Raw genomic sequence first — 22091 nt, 5'->3', positions numbered from 1 at the left:
CCCGCAGATCGGGAGGAAGCATGGAGATCCTCGCCTTCGGCGTCCAGGCCGACGAGAAGCCCCTGCTCGAGAAGTCCTTCGCGGGCCACCACGAGGTCCACTGTCTCGACGTCTTCCTGAACGAGGACACCGCTCTGATCGCGGCCGGCCACGAGGCCATCTCCACCAGCGTCAACTGCGGCCTCGGCCACCGCGTCCTGCAGACCCTGGCCGTCGGCGGCACGCAGTTGGTCGCCCAGCGCTCCACCGGCTTCAACAACATCGACCTCGAGGTCGCCGAGCGCCTCGGCATGACGGTCGCCCGGGTCTCGTACTACTCGCCGTACTCCGTCGCGGAGTTCGCCTGGACCCTCGGCATGGCCGTCAACCGGCGTATCGTGCGCGCGGCCACCCGCACCCGCGACTTCGACTTCCGCCTCGACGGCCTGATGGGCCGCGACATGCACGGTCGCACCGCGGGTGTCCTAGGCACCGGCAAGATCGGCGAGGCGTTCACCCGGATCGCCCACGGCTTCGGCATGCGCCTGCTGGGCTGGGACGTCGCCGAGAACCCGGCCTGCGTCGAACTCGGCATGAAGTACGTCCCCAAGGACCAGCTCCTCGCCGAGTCCGACCTGATCAGCCTGCACGTCCCGTTGATGCCGCAGACCCAGCGCCTGATCGACGCCGCCGCGCTGCGCGCGATGAAGGACGACGCGATCCTGGTGAACTCCAGCCGCGGCGGCCTGATCGACACCAAGGCCCTCGTCGCCGAGCTGCGCGAGGGCCGCTTCACGGGCGTCGGTCTCGACGTGTACGAGGCGGAGGCGGGCCTCTTCTTCCTCGACAAGTCCCTGGAGGCCATCGAGGACGACACCCTGGCCCGCCTCGTCACCTTCCCGAACGTCCTGGTCACGTCCCACCAGGCCTACTACACCGAGGACGCCGTCGGCCAGATCGTCGACGCCACGGTGAAGAACGTGCTCGACTACACGGCGGGCCGCCGCTCGGACAACGTGCTGGTGCCCCGCAGCTGACCGATCAACTCGCTGACGACAGCCGCGCCGTTCAGCGTCAGCACCGACTCCGGGTGGAACTGGACCCCCGCGAACCCAGGACCGCGCATCGCGTGCACCTCGCCGCTGTCGCTGCGGCTGACCTCGACACCGTGCGCGGACAACTCCCCTAGAGTCTCCTCGTCGCAGCGCGCCACGAAGCTGTTGTAGAAGCCGACGGTCTCCATCCGCCCGAAGAGGTCGATCCCGGTCTGCGCGCCCTGGTACGGGACTTCCTTGCGGACGATCTCCAGGCCCAGCTCGGCCGCGATCAGCTCATGGCCGAGGCAGACGCCGAGCACACCGTGGCGGTGACCGCGGATCACCTCGGCGGTGAGCTCCCGCAGGAACCGCATCTTCGGATCGGTCACGTCCGAAGGGTCACCGGGTCCGGGCCCCAGCACGACCGGCCCCTCGTGCGCGAGAACCGCCTTCCGAAGCCCCGGCTCGTCGTAGCGCCGAACCGTCACCTCCAGCCCACTCGACCGCAGCACATGCGCGAGCATCGCCGTGAAGGTGTCCTCGCCGTCCACGACCAGGGCATGTCCCCGCAGCGAGTCGGCCCGCTCCTGCATACGCAGCCAGAACGGCGCGAGCGAGGCCCGCCGTCCGTCGAGCGCCGCCTGCACACGCGGGTCGTCGCCCAGCTTCGGCCGTACACGCTCCTCGCGGGGCCTGGTCTCCACGACTCCCAGCGCCGCCAGCACCCCCGCCGCCTTCGCATGGGTCTCGGCGACCTCGCTCGCCGGATCCGATCCCCGTACGAGCGTGGCGCCCACCGGCACCCGCAGCCGCCCGTCCGCGTCGATGTCGGCGGTGCGGATGAGGATGGGGGAGTCGAGCGTCTGCGCCCCACCCGCATCCCGTCCCACGAGGGCCAGCGCACCCGCGTAGTAGCCCCGCCCACCGATCTCGTGCCGCTCGATCACCCGGCACGCGTTCTGCACCGGCGACCCGGTGACGGTCGCCGCGAACATGGTCTCCTTCAGCACCTCGCGCACATCCAGTGAGGAGCGCCCACGCAACTCGTACTCGGTGTGCGCGAGATGGGCCATCTCCTTCAGCCGCGGACCGATGACCACCCCGCCCATGTCGCCGACCGTGCACATCATCTTGAGCTCCTCGTCGACCACCATCGACAGCTCCTCGATCTCCTTTCCGTCGGCAAGGAAGGCGAGCAGATCTTCGGGGGTCGGGCCCGTTGCCGGGTAGCGGTACGTGCCGCTGATCGGGTTCATCACGACGGTTCCGCCGGACATCCGGACGTGCACCTCCGGACTCGCGCCGACCAGCGTCCGGTCCCCGGTGTGCACGACGAACGTCCAGTACGCGCCCCGCTCACCGACGAGGAGCCGGCGGAACAGGGCGAGGGCGTCGGCCCGCCCGAACCCCGGGATCTCTCCGTCGTACGTACGCCGGATCACGAAGTTCGCGCCCTCGCCCCGCCCGATCTCCTCGCGCAGCACCCGCCCGACGATTCCGGCGTACTCCTCATCGGCGACGTCGAAGCCCCCGCCGTCGACGCGCACCTCGTGCGACGGCAGCTGGGACAGCGCCTGCTTCAGGGGCAGTTCGTACGTCTCCTCGGGGGTGAGCACCGCGAGGGGCGTGCCGTCGTCACGGACGTCGAAGCCGCGCTCCCGGATCTGGCGATAGGGGATGAGCGCGAGGCCCTCGTCGGGGATGTCGGCGAGGCGCTCGTGAGGGGTGACCGGGCCGAGCAGCACCTCGACCACGTCATGGTCGTGGCCGGGGGTGCGGCGGCGCAGCAGGGCGAACGGACGGGGATCGTCCAGGAGGTCGAGCAGGTTCATCGGTCCTGTTCCTTCTCACTCGGAGAGGAACGGGCTCCGGAAACACCGAAGGCCGCCCCTCGGGCGGCCTTCGCGAAGTCTTGCGTACGCGCAGTCAGTGGGCCGCCGGATGAGCGGTCCACCACCAGTTCTGGATCGAGTGCGCGAACATGCGCCGCACCTTACCCGACGTCGGGGGCCGGGCAACAGCGTGAACCATTCCCGCGCCGCGTTCCTACCGATCGGTCACCGGCCATGGATGGCATGGCCAGGAAACCCGACCGAGGAGAGAGCCATCCACGCAGCACGTTCACCCCAGTTCCGCCGAGGCGGCGCCCGTACGCTCACGGTGCTCGCCGCGGCCGCGGTCCTTGCCGCCGGCGCGCTCGGCCCCGCCGACGCCATCGAGTCCGACGACACCATCACGGTCGCGTACCGCGGCCACGAGTTCACCGTCCCCGCCTCCTGGCAGGTCGTGGACCTGGACAAAGATCCCGATGCCTGTGTCCGGTTCGACCGGCACGCCCTGTATCTCGGCACGCCCGGCGACCAGCAGAACTGCCCGGCGGGAGCCACCGGACGCACCGAGGCGCTCCTCATCCAGCCCGGCTCCGGCGGTGGCAGCACCGTCACCGAGAACCGCACAGCGGGGACGTACCGGGTCACCGCCGACGGGATCATCGTGACCGCCACGTACGGGGAGGACCGTACGAAGATCCAGGACATCCTGGGCAAGGCGGGTCTGCCCGTCGCCGCCGCGCAGAAAGGGCCGACCGCCGGGGCGCCCGAGGCGGCCGCCCTCCCCGCCGACGCGACCTCCTTCCGGGGCGAGGGCTTCGACGCCTGCACCGCGCCCGGTCAGTCGGCGATGGACGCCTGGCGGGACGACTCCGACTACGGAGCCGTCGGCGTCTACATCGGCGGGATCAACCGCGCCTGCGCCCAGACCCACCTCACCGCCGGCTGGCTGCGCAAGCAGTACGCGAACGGCTGGCGGTTCTTCCCGCTGTACGTCGGCCGGCAGCCCACCTCCGACGGAGGCAGCTGCGGGGGCGGCTGCGCGGCGATCACCGACCCCGTGCCGGAGGGCACCGAGGCCGCCGACGACGCGGCCAAGCAGGCGACCGCGCTGGGCTTCGGCAAGGGCACGGTGATCTACGACGACCTGGAGAACTACACCCCCGGAGGCTCCTTGACCAGCCAGGTGCTGGGCTACCTCGACGCCTACACGAAGCGGCTGCACAAGCTCGGCTACCGCTCCGGCGCGTACGGCAACACCTCGTCCCTGGTCACCGACCTGGTGGCCAACAAGAGCCGCGTCACCCTGCCCGACGTGATCCACTTCGCCCGCTGGGACGGCCGGTCGACGACCGCCGACTCGTCCATCCCCGCGAGCCAGTGGGCGAAGCACCAGCGCATCCACCAGTACCTGGGCGACAGGACCGAGACCCACGGCGACGTGACGATCTCCATCGACCGCGACCGGCTCGACGTGGACTAGCCCGATCCCCGCTCCGGGCGGCCGCGAAGACCTGTCGCACGGCCGCTCGGAGCGTCCCCGATCGAGCGCGCCGCGTCTCAATTGATGAGCACGTGAAGGGACGCCCGACACGACCCCGTAATGTTGTGGAGGTGACCGTGAACGCTAAGTCCAGCGCAAGCGCTGGCAACACCTGGCGAAACCTGCCCGCGGCGCAGCAGCCCGAGTACCCCGATGCCGAGGCTCTGCGCGATGTGATCGCGGACCTCGAGTCGTATCCGCCGCTCGTCTTCGCGGGCGAGTGCGACCAGCTGCGTGCCCGGATGGGAGCCGTCGCCAAGGGCGAGGCGTTCCTCCTCCAGGGTGGCGACTGCGCCGAGGCCTTCGACGCCGTGTCCGCCGACCACATCCGTAACAAGCTCAAGACCCTGCTCCAGATGGGCGCCGTGCTCACGTACGCCGCCTCGGTGCCGGTCGTGAAGGTCGGCCGTATCGCCGGCCAGTACTCCAAGCCGCGCTCCAAGCCGACCGAGACCCGCGACGGCGTGACCCTGCCGACCTACCGCGGCGACTCCGTCAACGGCTTCGACTTCACCGAAGGGGCCCGCATCCCGGACCCCGAGCGCCTGAAGCGGATGTACAACGCGTCCGCCTCCACGCTCAACCTGGTGCGCGCCTTCACCACCGGCGGCTACGCCGACCTGCGCCAGGTGCACGCCTGGAACCAGGACTTCGTGAAGTCGTCGCCCTCCGGCCAGCGCTACGAGCAGTTGGCGCGCGAGATCGACAACGCGATGAACTTCATGCGGGCCTGCGGGACCGACCCGGAGGAGTTCAAGACCGTCGAGTTCTACTCCTCCCACGAGGCACTGCTCCTCGACTACGAGTCGGCGCTGACCAGGGTCGACTCGCGTACGGGCCATCTGTACGACGTCTCGGGCCACATGGTGTGGATCGGTGAGCGCACCCGTCAGCTGGACGGCGCGCACATCGAGTTCGCCTCGAAGATCCGCAACCCGATCGGGATCAAGCTGGGCCCGACGACCACGGCCGAGGACGCGCTGCAGTACATCGACCGCCTCGACCCGGAGCGCGAGCCGGGCCGCCTCACCTTCATCGTGCGGATGGGCGCGGACAAGGTCCGCGACAAGCTGCCCGAGCTGGTCGAGAAGGTCACCGCCTCCGGTGCGACCGTGGCCTGGGTGACCGACCCGATGCACGGCAACACCTTCGAGGCGGCCTCGGGCCACAAGACCCGCCGCTTCGACGATGTGCTCGACGAGGTCAAGGGCTTCTTCGAGGTCCACAAGGGTCTGGGGACGCACCCGGGCGGCATCCATGTCGAGCTCACCGGTGACGACGTCACCGAGTGCGTGGGCGGCGGCGACGAGATCTTCGTCGACGATCTGCACCAGCGCTACGAGACGGCCTGCGACCCGCGCCTGAACCGCAGCCAGTCCCTCGACCTGGCGTTCCTGGTCGCCGAGATGTACCGGGACCAGTAGCGGATCAACAGCCGTTTGGGCTGTTACGGCATGTGAAGTGGGGCGCGGATCACATACGATCCGCGCCCCCTCGCACTTTTGCGGTTCCTGAGAGACGGGTAAGGTTAGGTTAGCCTCACCGATCATCGGGATGGCGTGACCTGGAAATCCCGTCGGGAGGTGGACCGCGTGTACGTCTGCAACTGCTTCGGTGTCACCGAGGCGCAGGTGAAGAAGCACGCGGAGGACGGTGCCTGCACCCCTCGCCAGATAGCGTCGGCGTGCAAGGCGGGCACGGACTGCGGGTCGTGCGTCCGCCGGATTCAGGCTCTGCTGGGCCGGGGTGCGTGCCCGCGCCGTGAGCTGGCTGATGAGGGCAGGCCGGTGCTCTCCGAGGTGCGGGTGTCCGCGTCTCTGGATGAAGCCGCCTAGCTCTCCGGCTGCTCGATCACCTGCGCGATGTACAGCGCCTCGCCGAGCTTCTCGATCAGTTCCAGCTGCGTGTCCAGATAGTCGATGTGGTGCTCCTCGTCCGCGAGGATCGACTCGAAGATGTTCGCGGACGTGATGTCGCCCTTCGTGCGCATCACCTCGATTCCGCGCTTGAGGCGGTCGATCGCCTCGACCTCCACCTGCCGGTCGGCCTGGAACATCTCGGTGACGGTCTGCCCCACCCGGACGTGGAACAGCCGCTGGTAGTTCGGCAGGCCCTCCAGGAAGAGGATCCGGTCGGTGAGCACCTCCGCGTGCTTCATCTCGTCGAACGACTCGTGGCGGGTGTATTTCGCGAGCTTCGTCCAGCCGAAGTTCTCCTGCATCTTCGCGTGCAGGAAGTACTGGTTGATCGCCGTCAGCTCGCCGGTCAGCTGCTCGTTGAGGAATTCGATGATCTCGGGGTCGCCCTGCATCGCAGAGGCTCCTTCCAAGCGGGGGACTGGGCAGATTGGGCCGCATCTTCGCACCGGCACAGAAGGTCGTCCAGTAAGTGCATGCTTAGTGGGAGTTGTCCGATTCCGACCAGGGCTGGTCATGTGCACTGTCCCGGGTCTGTCAGGATGGAGTCATGGGTCAGCCGGTGGAGCGTGAATCTGGAGAAGCGGCGCAGTCGGAGCTTCCGCCGGGGCAGCGACTTCAGCGAGGCTGGCCGGTCACGCACTACGGGCCCGTACCCAAGTTCCGCCCCGAACGCTGGGAGTTCAGGGTCTTCGGTGCCACCGCCGACGGCGAGAAGCACTGCTGGACGCATGAGGAGTTCACGGCCCTGCCGTATGCCTCCGTCGTGGCCGATCTGCACTGCGTCACGAAGTTCAGCATGCTCGGGGCCGAATGGGGTGGCATCCCCGCTCGTACGATCCTGGAGATCGCCCCGCCCGCGCCCACCGTCACCCATGTCATGGTCTGGGCCGAGTACGGATTCAGCTCCAACCTCCGTCTGTCGGACTTCGCCTCGGACCGCACCATCTTCGCGACGCACAAGGATGGCGAGCTGCTGACGGCGGAGCACGGCTTCCCACTTCGCCTCATCGTGCCGCACCTCTACGCCTGGAAGGGCCCCAAGTGGGTGCGTGGCGTCGAGTACATGACGGCCGATCGCCGTGGCTTCTGGGAGGAGCGCGGCTACCACAACGTCGGCGACCCCTGGCGCGAGCAGCGCTACTCCTACCAGGAGGAGCCCGGGGACGGCCCCGAGCTCTGACTCCTGCTACGGCCGCCGGTCAGTGGTGGTACTGGTGCACCACCGCGTGTCCCTTGCCGCGGCCGATCATCCACTTGTTGACGGGCGTCGTGACCACGAAGGCGATGGCCAGTGAGATGGCCAGGGCGCCCCAGAACAGCAGGTCGGCCAACTGTGCGTCCATCGCGTCCGGCCACAGAGCGATCACGCCGTTGTCGATCAGCTCCATCACCGCGATGGACAGAGTGTCCGCGGCGAGCGCGACCCGGAACGCCGTCCCGAAGTCGACGCCGGCCTTGAGCACTCCGCGCAGCGTGAGCGAGTAGCCGAAGACGAACGCGAGCACGATCGCCAGGACCATCGTCGGCGCGTTGCCCCAGCCGAACGCGGTGCCGATCACCATGCCCAGCACCTCGCCGATGGCGCAGCCGGTGAGGCAGTGCAGAGTGGCCTGGGCCGCCATGGACCAGGCGACCTTGCCGCCCGTGTCATGGGTGTGTGCGTGTACCTCGTGCTGCGGGTGTGTGTCGTGCTGCGCGTGCGTGTCGTGCTCCATGCTGACCCCCAACGCCGGATGGCGGTTCCTGTCTCGTACAAGACAGGAACCGTATACCCCCTGGGGGTATTCCTCAACGGGGTCAGCCGTCGCGCAGTTTCTTCAGGCGCTCGACATCCGCCGCGTGCCCCTCCTTGCCGCCGGGCGTCTCGATGATCAGGGGTACGCCCTCGGTGGCGGGGTGGGTCATCAACGCACGGAACGGGTCCTCGCCGATGTGGCCGGAGCCGATGTTCTCGTGGCGGTCCTTGTGGGCGCCGACCACATCCTTGGAATCATTGGCGTGGATCAGCTTGAGCCGGCCCTCGCCGACCGTGTCCACCAGCAGGTCGAGGGTTTGATGCATCCCGCTCGGCCCGGTGAGGTCGTGGCCGGCCGCGAAGATGTGGCACGTGTCGAGGCAGACGCCCAGCTTGGGGTGGGCGTCGAGCGCCTCGAAGTACGGCCCGAAGTCCCAGGTCCGGGAGCACAGGGAGGCGCCTTGGCCGGCCGTCGACTCCAGCAGGAGGTACGGGTCGTCGTCATGGGTCAACTCGTCCAGCAGCGGCAGCATGTACCCACGCACCTGCTTGAGGGCGACGGACCGCTCCCGGCCGCCCGTGGCGCTTCCCGTGTGCACGACCACACCCAGGGCGCCGATCTCCCGCCCGCGCCGCAGCGAGTGCCGCAGTGACTCCACCGACTTCTCGACCGTCGCCTCGGTGTGCGAGCCGAAGTTGATCAGATACGGGGCATGGACGTACGCGGGGATCGACCCGGCGGCGCAGGCCGCGCGGAACGCCTCGTCCTGCTTCGGGTTTCCGGCGGGCGTCGCCCAGCCGCGTGGGTTGGCGACGAAGACCTGGACGGTCTCGGCCCGGAGATCGCGGGCGTAGGAGAGGCCGACGGAGTCAAGGCCGCCGGCCACCGGGACATGGCCGCCGACGGGGTTGCGGAGCTGCTTGCTGGTCACACCCATCAGGGTGTCACGTGCGCCAGGGGGCTCCGTCGGCGGACCTCAAGGCCGTGAATCCCTCGGACTCGGCGGACCTCGAAGCCGTGAAGAATCACAGACTCAGCGGATCTCGATGGTGATCGTCGACCCCTTGGGCGCCGTCTCGCCACCCTCCACCGACTGACTCTTGACGTGGTCCCCGAAGAGCCCGAGCAGGCCGCGGTCCTCGTTGACCTTGAACCCGGCGTTCTCCAGCGCCTTCTTCGCGTCGTCCACGCTGTCGCCCACGACATCCGGGACCTCGACCATCTCGGGGCCCTTGGAGACCGTCAGCGTCACCGTGTCGCCGGCGGCGGCCTCGCGACCCGGCGCCGGCGACTGCCCGGCGATCTGGCCCTTGTCGAACTCCGAATTGACCCGCTCCGAGGAGATCTTCACCTTCAGACCCGAGTCCTCGAGCTCCGCCGTGGCGTCCTCCACCGACGAGCCGGTGACCTCGGGCACCTCCACCGGGCTGCCCTTGCTGACGACGAGTGCGATGGCCGAACCCGCGCGGCGCTTGGTCCCCGCTTGCGGGTCCGTACTGATCACAAAGCCCTTGGGCACGTCCTCATTGAACTCCCGGGTGACCATGCCCGCGGCGAGGCCATCGCCCTTCAGCACATCCTTCGCCTTGAACAGGGCGAAGCCCTTGAGATCGGGCACCTTCACCGTCTCCGGGCCGTCGGAGATGGTCAGCGTCACCGAGTCGTTGTCACGGATCCGGGCGCCGACCTCGGGGTCGGTGCTGATGACGGTGCCGCGCTTCACGGTGTCGCTGTACTGGTGCTTGACCTGACCGACGTCGAGCCCGGCCTGCGTCAACCGGTCCTTGGCCTCGGCCTGGGTCTTCGCGAGGATCGGCGGGACCTTGGTGAACTGGCCGGAGTTGATGTACCAGACGCCGGCGCCGAGGCCCAGCGCCAGCACGACGGCGGCGACGATCGCCAGCATCGTGCGCCGGGGTCGCGTGGCACGCCGGGACGGAGCGGTCGGGCCGGACTCGAACCGACTGGTCTGCTCGAACCGGCTGGTCCGGTTGAGGGCGGCGTCCTCGTCGTCCTCGTTCACCGGCAGCAGTCGCGGCACGGACAGCGAGCGCGGGATCACACTCGTACGGTCCTCGGCATTGTCGTGGCCCAGGGCGAGGGCGCCCGGCGGGACGGCGTCCAGCTGCTCGACGGTGAGCTGGGCGCGCGCCTCCAGCGCCAGGCCGAGCAGCGCCACCGCGTCGTGCGGGCGCACCTCGGGATTGCGGGCGGTCGCCGTGGTGACCAGCTCGTCGAGCTCGTAGGCCAGCCCCGGCACCGCGGCCGACGGCGGCGGGACGTCCGCGTGCAGATGCTGGTAGAGCACCTGGGCGGGGGAGTCCCCGGAGTGCGGCTTGTCGCCGGTGAGCATTTCGTAGAGGACGACCCCGCACGCGTAGACGTCGACGCGGGTGTCGGCGGTGCCGTGCTCGATCTGCTCGGGGGCGAGATACGAAACGGTGCCGAGGACGGTCCCCGTCGTGTTCGTCACGGTGTCCACGGCCCGTACGAGACCGAAGTCCGCCACCTTGACCCGGCCGTCGTCCCCTATGAGGACGTTCTCCGGCTTCATGTCGCGGTGCACGAACCCGGCGCGGTGCGCGGCGCCGAGGGCGGCGAGCACCGGCTCCAGGATGTCGAGCGCGGCCCGCGGCTGCAGGGCGCCGCGGTCGCGCAGTACGTCGCGCAGGGTGCACCCGGCGATGTACTCCATGGCCAGATAGACGTACGACCCGTCCGCCCCCTGGTCGAAGACCTGCACCACATTGGGGTGCGCGAGCCGGGCCACCGACTTGGCCTCGCGGATGAAACGCTCGACGAACGAGCCGTCGGCGGCCAGCGTCGGGTGCATCACCTTGAGCGCGAGCACGCGGTCCAGGCGGGTGTCCAGGGCCCTGTAGACCGTGGCCATCCCGCCGACCGCGATCCGTGCGTCAACGCGATAGCGGCCGTCGAGCACCTGCCCGACAAGCGGGTCGTGAAGGGTCGTATCCACGCAGGTGAGTGTACGAGCCGCCACTGTCACGCCGCCCCGTTCAGCCGATACCGGAGCGCGACTGCAGCCGACCTGTGACGCACATCGCACGCGTGCACGGATGCCGAGGAGAGGCCCGCTGCCGCGGGCTCGGCCGCAGACGACCAGGGCGAGATCGCCCTGCGGAGACCCGCACTTCCCAGCCAACCGGAAACGGGGGTGCGTGGGTGGGAGGAGTACCCGCCGCGGCGGGCACTCAGAAGGCGGGCCTCTCCGGATCCAAGCTGGCCAAGCCCTCCGCAGGAGACGACGCCTCGGCGAAGTGCCGCCTAGGAATCCGCCCCGCACGGCGGGCGAGCCGCCCCGCGTCCACCGCGTGCTTCATGGCCTCCGCCATCAGGACAGGCTCCTGCGCCCGCGTCACCGCTGAGGCAAGCATCACACCCGCACACCCCAGCTCCATCGCGAGCGCCGCATCGGACGCCGTGCCGGCCCCCGCGTCCAGAATCACCGGCACGCGCGCGTGCTCCACGATCAACTGGAAGTTGTGCGGGTTCCGGATCCCCAGCCCGGACCCGATGGGCGAGCCGAGCGGCATGATGGCGGCGCAGCCGACGTCCTCCAGCTTCCGCGCCAGGACGGGGTCGTCGTTCGTGTACGGCAACACGATGAACCCCTCGTCGACGAGCGTCTCCGCGGCGTCGAGCAGCTCGATCGGGTCGGGCAGCAGCGTGCGCTCGTCGGCGATGACCTCGAGCTTGACCAGGTCCGTGCCCAGGGCCTCACGCGCGAGACGAGCGGTCAGCACGGCCTCGCCCGCGGTGAAACAGCCCGCCGTGTTCGGCAGCACGCGGATGCCGAGCTTGTCGAGCACGGACAGAACCGAGCCGTGCACGGACGCGTCCACGCGCCGCATAGCGACCGTCGTCAGCTCCGTTCCGGAGGCCACCAGCGCGCGCTCCAGCACATCGAGGCTGGGCGCACCGCCCGTGCCCATGATCAGCCGGGACGAGAAGGACGTACCAGCGAGGACAAACGGATCGTCGGCCATGGGTCAGCCTCCCTGCACGGCGGTGAGGACTTCGACGCGGTCTCCCTCGGACAGGGCGGTGGACGACCACTGAGTGCGCGGGACGACGGTTTCGTTGAGCGCGGCGGCCACGCCGGACGGGGCGGCGGTGAGGGTCGCGACGAGCGTGTCGAGAGCGGTCCCCGTGGTGATCTGCTGCCGCTCTCCGTTGACGAAGATGTTCATGCGGGCTGCTCCGTGAGGGCGGCGGCGCCGAAGCGCCGGGGGGTGAAGGGGCGGGCCACGTCGGGGAGTTCACCGGTGGTCAGGACGTGCGCCATGGCGTCACCGGTGACGGGCGTGAGGAGCACCCCGTTGCGGTAGTGCCCGGTGGCGAGGAGGAGGCCGTCCAGCGCGGTCGGTCCGAGGAGCGGAGCGTTGTCGGGGGAGCCGGGGCGCAGCCCCGCCCGGGTCTCCGTGAGCGGCAGCTCGGTGATCCCCGGCACCAGCTCATGGGCGTCGCGCAGCAGCTCGTACACGCCGCCCGCGGTCACCGTCGTGTCCCAGCCCAGCTCCTCGCTGGTCGCGCCCACGACGAGTTCGCCGTTCTCGCGCGGCACCAGATAGACCTGGCTTCCGCGCACGACGGCGCGGACGGTTCGGTTCAGGAAGGGCGCGTACCGGTTCGGCACGGTCAGCCGCAGTACCTGCCCCTTCACCGGCCGCACGGGCGGCAGTACGTCGTCGGGGACGCCCGCCAGACGACCGCTGAGACTGCCTCCGGCGAGCACGACCTGACCGGCGGCCGGCTCGGTGCCGTCCGTGGTGACGACTCCGGCGGCCCGGCCCCCTACGACGCTCAGCCGCTCCGCCCAGGTCCGGTGGAACACCACCCCGGCCCGCTCGCACGCCGTGACCAGGGCCTTGGCGAGCCGGCGCGGATCGATCTGATGGTCGCCGTCGACCCGCAGACCACCGCGTACGCCGGGTGCGAGCATCGGCTCCAGACGGCGGCACTCGCGCCCGCTCAGCCACTCCGAGTCGAGCCCCGACTGCCGTTGCAGGGTGTGCAGTTCCCGCAGATGCGCGCGGTCATCGGCGTCCAGCGCGACGGCCAGCGTGCCGCACTGGCGGTAGCCGAGGTCCTGGCCCGTCGCCTCGGTGAGCTCGGCGGCGAAGTCCGGATAGCGGCGCGCGGAGGCGAGGTTGAGGCCCAGCAGGGTCTGCTCGCCGTAGTGCAGTTCGGTGACGGCGGCGAGCATCCCGGCCGCGACCTGGGCCGCTCCGCCGCCCGGTTCGGGATCCACCACGGCGGTCGTGAACCCGCGTTGCGCGGCCCGCCAGGCCGTCACCAGCCCGATGATTCCGCCCCCGATGACGAGGACGTCTGACGTACGCGTAGGCGACATGGGCGTCCAGCCCCTCCCTTCGCCGGCATGACCCGGATCAGGTTCGTACGGTCGGAGGCCGTCCCAGCCTCCCTCTCAGCCCGGTGCGTCCGGGCTCCCGCGAGTGCTTTACGTTGGCCACCCTAGCCCGCCGCCACCTGTCTCAGTAAGGGAGCCTCCGCCCATGCCCCGCTCGCTCGACGGCCTCGTCCTCGCCCCGGTCGCAGACCAGGCGCCAGGTCAGGTGGGTACCCGCACCCGGTTCACGTACCACGAGAAGGACGGCGAGATCTGGGCCGAGTACGCGGGTGGCGATGTCGTACGCGGGCATCTCGTGGGTACTCGTGAGAGGGACCGCCTCGACTTCCGGTATGTGCAGCTGAAGCGCGACGGCGGCACCTCGTCGGGGCACTGCGTGTCCCGCGTGGTCGAGCTGGCCGACGGGCGGGTACGCCTGGAGGAGACCTGGGAATGGGAGTCGCAGACGGGCAGCGGGACGAGCGTGGTGGAAGAAGTGGACGAATGAGCGTGGGAGGAGTGGACGTGCACTGTGCAACAGGTCACTGAGCACGTCCCCTGACTGACAAATTGTCAGTTGTCTATGGTGATCAGGTGAGCGAGCAGACGCAGGCGCAGTCGCAGGGGCGTACGGCACGGCGAGTCGTCGTCGTGGGCGCGGGCATGGCCGGCGTGCAGACCGCGGTCGCCCTGCGCGAACAGGGCTTCACCGGCAGTGTGACGCTGATCGGCGCGGAGCCCCATCAGCCGTACGACCGGCCACCGCTGTCCAAAGCCGTCCTGCTCGGCAAGGCCGAGGGCTCCGCCTTCGATGTCGACTTCGAGGCACTGGACATCGAACTGCAGCTCGGACGCGAGGCGCTCGGCCTGCGCCCCGAGGACCATGAGCTGGACACTGCCACCGGGCCCGTGCCGTACGACGTCCTGGTCGTCGCGACCGGCGCGGAACCGATTCAGCTGCCGGGCGCGGAGGGAGTGCCCGGGGTCCATCTGCTGCGCACCCTGGACGACGCCGAGCGGCTTCGTCCCGTCCTCGCGCAGCAGCACGACATCGTGGTCGTCGGGGCCGGCTGGATCGGCGCCGAGTTCGCCACGGCGGCGCGCGAGGCGGGGTGCGCGGTGACGGTCGTCGAGGCCGCCGACCGGCCACTCGCCGGCGCGCTGCCCGCCGAGGTGGCGGCGCCGATGGCGGCCTGGTACGCGAGCAGCGGGGCGTCCCTGCGTACGCACGCGCGCGTGGAGCGCATCGAGCCCGGCGCGGTGGTGCTGGACGACGGTTCCCGCGTTCCCGCGGGCGCCGTGGTCGTCGGCATCGGCGCGCGCCCCGCGACCGCCTGGCTGGCCGGCTCCGGCATCGCGCTCGGCGCCCACCGCGAGGTGGTGGCCGACGACCACCTGCGCACCTCCGTACCGGACGTCTACGCGGTCGGTGACTGCGCCTCCTTCCCGTCGGGAAGGTATGAGAACCGCCTGCTGGTCCACCACTGGGACAACGCCCTCCAGGGTCCGCGCACGGTCGCCGCGAACATCATCGGCGAGGCTCCCGCCGCGTACGACCCCGTCCCGTACTTCTGGTCCGAGCAGTTCGGCCGTTTCGTCCAGTACGTGGGCCACCACGCCCCCGCCGACACGACCCTCTGGCGCGGTGACCCCTCCGCGCCCGCCTGGACGGTCTGCTGGCTCCGCGACACGCGCCTGGTCGCCCTCCTGGCGGTGGGCCGACCGAGGGATCTGGCCCAGGGCCGCCGGCTCATCGAGGCGGGCACCCCGATGAACCCGGAACTTCTGGTGGACCCGTCGAAACCGCTGAAGGCGGCGACGGCGGCGTAGCCGACCCCTCTTCAGCCGCCGGAGGAACCCCCGATTCGGCGGAGCCGGAGGACGTTTCGGCGCGACCGCTGGACGGCGGGGCGCCCCGACCGCGGATTCCGGTGGTGTTTCCGGCAGTGCCGAGCGGCGGAAACCCACCCGATCGCAGGAGCGCGGGACCCCGGCTCCGGCGGGACTCGGGTACCGAGTGTCAGTCCGGGATGGCAGGCTTGTCCCGTGACCGAGATTGACGCAAAGATCGATGCTCTCGTCCCCGCCTGGCTCACCCTCCCCGACATCGCCGAACAGCTCGGCGTCGAGGTGACCCGCGTCCGGCAGCTGGTCAAGGAGGGCCAGCTGATCGCCGTACGCCGTGGTGAGAACCGCGCGCTGCACGTCCCCGCCGCCTTCATCGACGGGGACAAGGTCGTCAAGGGCCTGTCCGGCACCCTGACGCTCCTGCGGGACGACGGCTTCACCGACGAAGAGATGCTCGAGTGGCTCTTCACCCCCGACCCGACCCTGCCCGGCACACCCGCGCAGGCTCTCAGCGAGAATCGCGGCACGGAGGTGAAGCGCCGCGCCCAGGCGCTCGCCGTCTGACCTGACAACCGTCCGGCGTACGGACCACGGCGGTCACCGGCCGAACAGCCACCGGATCATCGTGGTCCGGACGCGCCGAAAGGCCACGGGACCACTGCGGTCCGTACGCGCCGAAAAGCCACCGGACCACCGTGGTCCGTACGCGCCGAAAGGCCACGCGGCCGCCGTGGTCCGTACGCACCGACAACGGGGGATATACGCATGCCCGAGAACGCCGCCACCATCGCACGCGCCCAGCTCGCCGACGCCCGCGTCTACCTGTGCACGGACGCTCGCAAGCGCCAGGGCGACCTCGCCGAGTTCCTGGACGCCGTCCTGGAGGGCGGGGTCGACATCGTGCAGCTGCGCGACAAGGGCATGGAGGCGGCCGAGGAGCTGGAACACCTCCAGGTCTTCGCGGACGCCTGCGCACGCCACGGCAGGCTCCTCGCGGTCAACGACCGGGCGGACGTCGCCCACGCGATCGGCGCCGACGTACTGCATCTGGGCCAGGGCGACCTCCCGGTCCCCGCGGCCCGCGCCGTCCTCGGCGACGACGTCCTGATCGGCCGCTCCACCCACGCCGAGTCCGAGGCCGCGGCCGCCGCCGTCCAGGAGGGCGTGGACTACTTCTGCACCGGCCCCTGCTGGCCCACCCCCACCAAGCCGGGCCGCCACGCACCCGGGCTCGACCTGGTCCGTTACACGGCCTCGCTGGGCACCGACCGTCCCTGGTTCGCCATCGGCGGTATCGACCTCGGCAACCTCGACGAGGTGCTGGAGGCGGGTGCCCGGCGTGTCGTCGTCGTACGGGCGATCACCGAGGCGGACGACCCGGGCGCGGCGGCGGCAGAGTTCGCGAAGCGGCTTCGTCACGCATAGTCATCCGGTGGTCGTGCGGAGCAACCGTCCCGCTCCGCCGTCCGATAAATGTCCGAGGGGTGGACAAGAAGTCGACAAAGCGGACAAATCTCATCGGTTCGGTTGGGGGACCGGCGCCCCCTGGCTAACCTGCGGGTATGGCCCTCGGATCTGCTTCCACCAGGACTGATCGCGCACGCACCGTGCGCGACATGCTCGCGACCGGCAAGAAGACGTACTCGTTCGAGTTCTCCGCGCCGAAGACCCCCAAGGGCGAGCGGAACCTGTGGAACGCCCTTCGCCGGGTCGAGGCCGTCGCTCCCGACTTCGTCTCCGTGACCTATGGGGCCGGCGGCTCCACGCGTGCGGGCACGGTCAAGGAGACCCAGCAGATCGTCGTCGACACGACGCTCACCCCGGTCGCCCACCTGACCGCGGTCAACCACTCCATCGCCGAACTGCGCAACATCATCGGCCAGTACGCGGACGCCGGTATCCGCAACATGCTCGCGGTCCGCGGCGATCCGCCCGGCGATCCCATGGGCGAGTGGGTCCCGCACCCGCGGGGCCTGACCTACGCGGCCGAACTCGTGCGACTCATCAAGGAGTCGGGCGACTTCTGCGTCGGCGTCGCGGCCTTCCCGGAGATGCACCCTCGGTCCGCCGAATGGGACCTGGACGTTGCGCGCTTCGTCGACAAGTGCCGTGCCGGCGCCGACTACGCGATCACGCAGATGTTCTTCCACCCGGAGTCGTATCTGCGCCTGCGCGACCGCGTCGCGTCGGCCGGCTGCGAAACCCCGGTGATCCCCGAGGTCATGCCGGTGACGAGCGTGAAGATGCTGGAGCGGCTCCCGAAGCTCAGCAACGCTTCGTTCCCTGACGCCCTGAAAGAACGGATCCTCACAGCCAAAGACGATCCGGCGGCTGTACGCTCCATTGGCATTGAGTTCGCGACGGAGTTCTGCGCGAGGCTGCTGGCCGAGGGAGTCCCCGGATTGCACTTCATTACGCTGAACAACTCCACGGCGACGCTGGAAATCTACGAGAATCTGGGCCTGCACCACCCACAGCAGGCCTAGACCGGTCGCACCCGCGTACGACAGACTGCGTAGCGGCCACTGGGAGAGGGGCGTACATGGGCTGGACGGTCCTCTATATCGCGTTCGGCATTGTCGCGCTGTGGCTGCTCGGCGAGGTGCTGCTGCAGTACAAGGCGCGGCTGCGCTACCGACTGCTCGCCTTCGTCGGCTTCCTCGGTGTGGTCCTCGGTGTGCTGATGCCCTCCGTGGTCGTCATCGGCCTGGGCGCGGCCGCCTTCGCGGTCGGCCAGACGTACGTCACCCTGTCGTTCCGCCGTGGTTTTGCCCAGGGTTGGGCCCTCAATGGCCGCTCCGCGCCCAGCAAGCGCCGCCGCGGCGAACCGGAGTACCAGGACCCGACGCTGGAGGTCTCCGACCTCGAAGCGACCGACGGCGCCGCCCATCAGCAGGACGACGAGTACGCCGGAGAGGACGACGTCTTCTCGCCCGCGTCGTCCGACCGGTTCATGCCGCAGGGTTCCGGTCAGCCCGCGGCCGCCGAGACCACCGCCGTGTACGAGCCGCAGCCGCTGCCCGACGACACCGGCTCGTACGGCATCTACAGCGGCGCCTCGTACGCGGGCGCCGCAGACCAGTCCTACGCCGGCGCCGCCCAGTCCCAGGACCAGCAGGCCTACGCGACGGCCGGGCACAACCAGGACCAGCAGGCCTACGCGACGGCCGGGCACAACCAGGACCAGCAGGCCTACGCGTACGACAGCTACGCCGGCTACGACCAGCAGCAGTACGCCTACGGCAACGGCCAGCAGCAGTACGCCGCCTACTCCGACCCGTACAACGGCACGCAGACCTACACCGGTACCTCGTACGACACCACGTACGGCGGCGACCAGCAGCAGTACACGCAGCAGCATGGCTACGGTCAGGATCAGTACGCCACCGGCACCTACGGCGGCGAGACCCCGGCCGGCGGTGTCTGGGTGCCGCAGCAGCGCACCACCGACGACCCGTACGGCGGCGAACTCCCGCCCGAGCAGCCCTATCCGTACCAGGGGAACGGCAACGGCACGGGGTACGACGAGCAGTACCGCTACTGAGGCCCGCCGCCTGGACCGCTGAGACCCTCGCCGCCCGGGCGACCGCCGCTCCGGCAGCGCACCGGCATGCTCACTGCGAGCCCCGGAACTCCGGCCCCTCGACGATCAGCCCGGCCACCAGCGCTCCCGACATGCCCGCATGCGGGAGCCCGCCGCCGGGGTGCGCCCAGCCGCCCGCCGCGAACAGCCCCGGCATACGGGTGCCGTTCGAAGGGTGCAGCAGACGGCCGTCCGCCGCGGCGAGCGCCGGGGCGGGCACCGCGCCGCCGTCCGCGCCGGTGGTCTCCGCGATGTCGGCCGGGGTGCGGACCTCGTGCCACAGCAGGCGGTCGCGGAGGCCGGGTATGGCGCGCTCGGCGACGTCCAGGACCCGCTCCACCTCCGACTCGGACACCGCAAGGCCCGAGGGCACGGTGACGGTCAGCGTGGCCGCTTCGTGCTCGGCGTCCGGTACCAGCGCGGGGTCGTCGGGGCGCGACACCATGACGGTGGGCGCGGCCGGGAGTCCCGGGTGCTCACCGAAGAGCCGGCCCAACTCGTCCTCGCGGTCGGCCGTGTGGACCACCGTCCGATGCGCCACGCCCTCGGGCCGGCCACCGCGCAACGCCAGGAGTACGGTCAGCCGGCTCGGCGCCCCGTGCTGCGGCGCGACCTCGCCGGCCCCGCGCAGCGCCGTCCCCGGGACGAGGCTGTCCAGCACGCCGGGCGCCACGCCCGCGACCACGAAGTCGGCGTCCTCGACCGTGCCACCCCCACTGAACGCCTGGGAGGTGCCCCCAGCGAGTTCCACGCCCGCCGCCCGGCCGTCCTTCTCGACGATCCGCTCGACCGAGGCATCGAAGCGGAACTCGACTCTGCGGGCGAGGCACCGCTCGTACACCGCGCGCGCCAACTCTCCTATGCCCCCGCGCACATACCAGGTGCCGAAGGCGTGCTCCATGTAGGGCAGCACGGCTGCGGCGGCCGGGGTGGTGCGCGGATCGAGCCCGCACGCGAGGGCGTGGCTCTCCAGGAGGGCCGCGAGGCGTGGATCGCGCAGCTCCCAGGCGGCGACCTCCGCGAGGGTGGTGGCCCTGCGGGTGCGCAGCAGCTTCTTGTGCGGGACCGAGGGGTAGGGCTCACGGTCGGCGAGCACCTGCCAGTTGGGCCACAGCGGCTCCTCCAGGAGCGGTCGGCGCGTGCGGTCCCAGGCTTCGCGGGCGCGCACCAGGAAGTCGCCCCACCGCTTGCCCGCGCCCGTTCCGAGGGCTTCGTCCAGCGCGGTGACGACTCCGGCGCGCGAGGCGTTCGGCAGGGACACCTGCGTGCCGTCGGCGAAGAGATGCCGGGACGAGGGGTCCACCTGGACCAGCTCGACGCATTCCTCCAGCGGCTGCTTGCCCGTCTTGACGAACAGGTCGCGGTAGACCGCGGGCAGCGGCAGCAGCCCCGGGCCCGTGTCGAAGGCGAAGCCCTCGCGCTCGAAGCGGCGCACCGCACCGCCGTACGTCGCCGCGCGCTCGTACACCACCACCCGGTGGCCCGCGACGGCCAGCCGGGCGGCGGCCGCCATCGCGCCCATCCCGGCGCCGATCACCGCAATTCGTGCCATGCCCGGGACTTTATCGGCCGCCACCGACAGTCCCGTCCGCGGAGGTCAGTCGGATGGTGCGCCCGTCCGCGCCGCCAGCCGTTTCTCCTCCCGGCGCTGCGCCCGGCGGCGCAGGAACCGTCTGATCCGCGAGACGAGGAAGAAGAGCACCACAAGGCCGGCGAGCAGCAGGACGCCCGCGATGACCGCCGCCGCCTCGGGGTGGAACATCGCGAAGGTGAGGATCCCGGCGACGCCGAGATCCTCGGCGGTGCTCATCACGAAGTTGCTGAACGGTTCCGGCGAGGTGTTGATCGCCATCCGTGTCCCGGCCTTGACGGTGTGACTCGCGAGCGCCGTCGAACCGCCGATCGCGCCCGCGGCCAGATCCGAGAGCGAACCACTCTGCCCGGCGAGCAGCGCCCCGACCCAGGCGCCTGCCACCGGCCGGATCACGGTGTGCACCGAGTCCCACACCGAGTCCACGTACGGGATCTTGTCGGCGACCGCCTCGCAGAGGAAGAGAACGCCCGCTGTGACCAGGATCTCAGGGCGCTGAAGGGACTCCGGGACGTCGTCGCTCAGACCGGTCGCGCCGAAGACGCCGAGGAGCAACACCACCGCATACGCGTTGATGCCGCTGGCCCAGCCGCTGGTGAAGACCAGAGGGAGTACGGACACGGACGCGATCGTAACCAGTCGACAACGGTGCGCCCTGGGCATGAGTGCGCAGGACTGAGTATCCGTACCTAGTGAGTGAGATGAGTACCCGCGCGGATGGGCCCGACCTGCGCGAACGGGAGAGTGGAGGCACGGAAGAGGGCGCGGTTCCGGTACCGCCGACACGGGGCGGCGGAACGGATCTCGCGCCCTTGGCCGCTCCTTCCGCCGACACGGTCGGCGGGAGCGAGGCACGGGGGAACCCGGGGGACGACCGAACGGGGGCCCAACGGGGGGTATGGGGAGGCACGGGGGAGTACGGCGAAGCGCCGGTTCGAGGTGGCCCGCGGGGGACGCGGCCACATCGGACCGGCGCTTTCGTACGCGCTGCGCGTCCCGGCTCAGCGGTTGCCGCTGACGCGCCCCTGGAGCAGCCGGGACAGCGCCGCGTGGACGTCGTCCAAGGAGCGCTCCGGCTGGAAGGCCTGCCAGTCCAGGGCGGCCACCAGAACCATGCCGACCAGCGCGGACGCCGTCAGTGGGATGTCGATCTCGTCGCTGAGCTCACCGTTGGCCACACCGTCGCGCAGCACGTCCTCGACCACCGCGACGGCCTCCTGCCGGACCACCATCAGTGTGGACTGCCAGGTCCGGTTGGTGCGCCACAGCTCGGCCACGTACAGCTGGGTGAAAGCCGGGTAGCGGTCGATGAAGACGAGCCCGGCCCGGATCATCGCGTCCAGCGCGTCGACCTTGCTGCCGCCGTTGCGCGCGGTCTTCTCGGCCGCCTCCCGGAGAGAGGCGGTGAGCAGTCCCACGCCGTGCCGCAGCAGCTCTTCGAAGAGGACCGATTTGCTCGCGAAGTTGTAGTAGACCGTGCCCTTCGCGACCCCGGCGCGCTCGGCGATCTCGTCCACCGTGGTGGCGGAGAAGCCCTGTTCGGCGATCAGGGTGACGGCTGCCTCGTAGAGCTTCTGTCGGGTCGCCTCGCGACGGCCGCCGCCGCTCGCCGTGGTGCTGCTGCTTTCCATGGCCCCGATTGTCACAGGAGCCGC

General features: G+C 70.3%; 23 protein-coding genes and 1 riboswitch. Of the genes, 11 read left to right on the top strand and 12 right to left on the bottom strand.

The annotated features are described in order from the left end of the window. The first annotated feature begins 20 nt into the window (after positions 1–20). Positions 21–1016 (top strand): 2-hydroxyacid dehydrogenase, encoded by a 996-nt coding sequence (locus tag ACIBK0_RS11675; protein ID WP_399078234.1) that lies wholly within the window; start codon positions 21–23, stop codon positions 1014–1016. On the opposite strand, the gene ACIBK0_RS11670 is transcribed toward ACIBK0_RS11675, so the two are convergent. Both ACIBK0_RS11670 and ACIBK0_RS11665 read right to left on the bottom strand, forming a co-directional pair. Further along, the gene (locus tag ACIBK0_RS11670; RefSeq protein ID WP_399078232.1) at positions 968–2848 is read right to left on the bottom strand and encodes an anthranilate synthase family protein; all 1881 of its coding nucleotides are present in this window, start codon (positions 2846–2848) and stop codon (positions 968–970) included. The genes ACIBK0_RS11675 and ACIBK0_RS11670 overlap by 49 nt on opposite strands. A gap of 94 nt (positions 2849–2942) precedes the next feature. Further along, a complete protein-coding gene (locus tag ACIBK0_RS11665) occupies positions 2943–2999 on the bottom strand; it encodes a trp operon leader peptide (protein WP_076973970.1) in 57 nt (18 codons plus the stop codon). 87 nt (positions 3000–3086) lie between these two features. Between ACIBK0_RS11665 and ACIBK0_RS11660 the strand changes: the two genes are divergently transcribed. The 3 genes from ACIBK0_RS11660 (at position 3087) to ACIBK0_RS11650 (ending at position 6223) form a co-directional block, all read left to right on the top strand. Continuing rightward, a complete protein-coding gene (locus ACIBK0_RS11660) occupies positions 3087–4328 on the top strand; it encodes a glycoside hydrolase domain-containing protein (protein WP_399078230.1) in 1242 nt (413 codons plus the stop codon). A gap of 131 nt (positions 4329–4459) precedes the next feature. Further along, the gene (locus ACIBK0_RS11655; protein WP_399078228.1) at positions 4460–5812 is read left to right on the top strand and encodes a class II 3-deoxy-7-phosphoheptulonate synthase; all 1353 of its coding nucleotides are present in this window, start codon (positions 4460–4462) and stop codon (positions 5810–5812) included. Positions 5813–5980: 168 nt separating this feature from the next. Beyond that, entirely contained in the window at positions 5981–6223 is a 243-nt protein-coding gene (locus ACIBK0_RS11650; RefSeq protein ID WP_399078687.1) for a bacterioferritin-associated ferredoxin, read from the top strand. Here ACIBK0_RS11650 and bfr read toward each other — a convergent pair. Continuing rightward, positions 6220–6699 carry a bacterioferritin gene (gene bfr, locus ACIBK0_RS11645; protein WP_399078226.1) on the bottom strand — a complete coding sequence of 160 codons (480 nt, stop codon included), beginning with the start codon at positions 6697–6699 and terminating at the stop codon, positions 6220–6222. The two genes, ACIBK0_RS11650 and bfr, sit on opposite strands and share 4 nt — an antisense overlap. Positions 6700–6854: 155 nt before the next feature. Between bfr and ACIBK0_RS11640 the strand changes: the two genes are divergently transcribed. Beyond that, positions 6855–7487, top strand: a complete 633-nt coding sequence (locus ACIBK0_RS11640; protein ID WP_399078224.1) for a sulfite oxidase-like oxidoreductase — start codon at positions 6855–6857, stop codon at positions 7485–7487. A gap of 19 nt (positions 7488–7506) precedes the next feature. On the opposite strand, the gene ACIBK0_RS11635 is transcribed toward ACIBK0_RS11640, so the two are convergent. From ACIBK0_RS11635 to thiO, 6 genes are all read right to left on the bottom strand, one after another. Further along, positions 7507–8022 carry a DUF4396 domain-containing protein gene (locus ACIBK0_RS11635; RefSeq protein ID WP_399078222.1) on the bottom strand — a complete coding sequence of 172 codons (516 nt, stop codon included), beginning with the start codon at positions 8020–8022 and terminating at the stop codon, positions 7507–7509. A gap of 82 nt (positions 8023–8104) precedes the next feature. Then, complete coding sequence (locus ACIBK0_RS11630) at positions 8105–8980, bottom strand: deoxyribonuclease IV (protein ID WP_399078220.1); 876 nt, start codon at positions 8978–8980, stop codon at positions 8105–8107. 96 nt (positions 8981–9076) lie between these two features. Further along, positions 9077–11020 carry a Stk1 family PASTA domain-containing Ser/Thr kinase gene (gene pknB / locus ACIBK0_RS11625; protein ID WP_399078218.1) on the bottom strand — a complete coding sequence of 648 codons (1944 nt, stop codon included), beginning with the start codon at positions 11018–11020 and terminating at the stop codon, positions 9077–9079. A 235-nt stretch (positions 11021–11255) separates the two neighbouring features. Beyond that, on the bottom strand, positions 11256–12050 hold the full coding sequence (locus ACIBK0_RS11620) for a thiazole synthase (protein ID WP_399078216.1): 795 nt from the start codon (positions 12048–12050) through the stop codon (positions 11256–11258). A gap of 3 nt (positions 12051–12053) precedes the next feature. Further along, positions 12054–12254, bottom strand: a complete 201-nt coding sequence (gene thiS, locus ACIBK0_RS11615; RefSeq protein WP_399078214.1) for a sulfur carrier protein ThiS — start codon at positions 12252–12254, stop codon at positions 12054–12056. Further along, on the bottom strand, positions 12251–13417 hold the full coding sequence (gene thiO, locus ACIBK0_RS11610; protein ID WP_399078212.1) for a glycine oxidase ThiO: 1167 nt from the start codon (positions 13415–13417) through the stop codon (positions 12251–12253). Before thiO ends, thiS begins: the two co-directional genes overlap by 4 nt. Then, a riboswitch (TPP riboswitch) is annotated at positions 13415–13528 on the bottom strand. Its footprint overlaps the gene before it by 3 nt. Before the next feature lie 52 nt (positions 13529–13580). Here thiO and ACIBK0_RS11605 point away from each other — a divergent pair. From ACIBK0_RS11605 to ACIBK0_RS11580, 6 genes are all read left to right on the top strand, one after another. After that, complete coding sequence (locus tag ACIBK0_RS11605) at positions 13581–13922, top strand: hypothetical protein (RefSeq protein WP_399078210.1); 342 nt, start codon at positions 13581–13583, stop codon at positions 13920–13922. Positions 13923–14008: 86 nt separating this feature from the next. Continuing rightward, the gene (locus ACIBK0_RS11600; protein ID WP_399078208.1) at positions 14009–15244 is read left to right on the top strand and encodes an NAD(P)/FAD-dependent oxidoreductase; all 1236 of its coding nucleotides are present in this window, start codon (positions 14009–14011) and stop codon (positions 15242–15244) included. A 216-nt stretch (positions 15245–15460) separates the two neighbouring features. Then, positions 15461–15826, top strand: coding sequence for an Rv2175c family DNA-binding protein (locus tag ACIBK0_RS11595; protein WP_028803215.1), 366 nt, complete (start codon positions 15461–15463; stop codon positions 15824–15826). Positions 15827–16027: 201 nt separating this feature from the next. Further along, positions 16028–16687: a thiamine phosphate synthase gene (thiE, locus tag ACIBK0_RS11590; RefSeq protein WP_399078205.1), complete on the top strand. Its 660-nt coding sequence runs from the start codon at positions 16028–16030 to the stop codon at positions 16685–16687. A 137-nt stretch (positions 16688–16824) separates the two neighbouring features. Then, complete coding sequence (metF, locus tag ACIBK0_RS11585; RefSeq protein ID WP_399078203.1) at positions 16825–17748, top strand: methylenetetrahydrofolate reductase [NAD(P)H]; 924 nt, start codon at positions 16825–16827, stop codon at positions 17746–17748. A gap of 56 nt (positions 17749–17804) precedes the next feature. Further along, positions 17805–18806 (top strand): hypothetical protein, encoded by a 1002-nt coding sequence (locus tag ACIBK0_RS11580; protein ID WP_399078201.1) that lies wholly within the window; start codon positions 17805–17807, stop codon positions 18804–18806. Positions 18807–18876: 70 nt separating this feature from the next. On the opposite strand, the gene ACIBK0_RS11575 is transcribed toward ACIBK0_RS11580, so the two are convergent. From ACIBK0_RS11575 to ACIBK0_RS11565, 3 genes are all read right to left on the bottom strand, one after another. Beyond that, entirely contained in the window at positions 18877–20397 is a 1521-nt protein-coding gene (locus tag ACIBK0_RS11575) for a phytoene desaturase family protein (RefSeq protein WP_399078199.1), read from the bottom strand. A gap of 45 nt (positions 20398–20442) precedes the next feature. Then, positions 20443–21057 (bottom strand): DUF4126 domain-containing protein, encoded by a 615-nt coding sequence (locus tag ACIBK0_RS11570; RefSeq protein WP_399078197.1) that lies wholly within the window; start codon positions 21055–21057, stop codon positions 20443–20445. A 380-nt stretch (positions 21058–21437) separates the two neighbouring features. Continuing rightward, complete coding sequence (locus ACIBK0_RS11565; RefSeq protein WP_399078195.1) at positions 21438–22067, bottom strand: TetR/AcrR family transcriptional regulator; 630 nt, start codon at positions 22065–22067, stop codon at positions 21438–21440. Positions 22068–22091 lie beyond the last annotated feature (24 nt).

It is taken from the genome of Streptomyces sp. NPDC050564 (assembly GCF_044457265.1).
Classification (GTDB): domain Bacteria; phylum Actinomycetota; class Actinomycetes; order Streptomycetales; family Streptomycetaceae; genus Streptomyces.
Note: the sequence above shows the minus strand (reverse complement) of the source record. Positions and strands in the feature narration are given on the sequence as shown.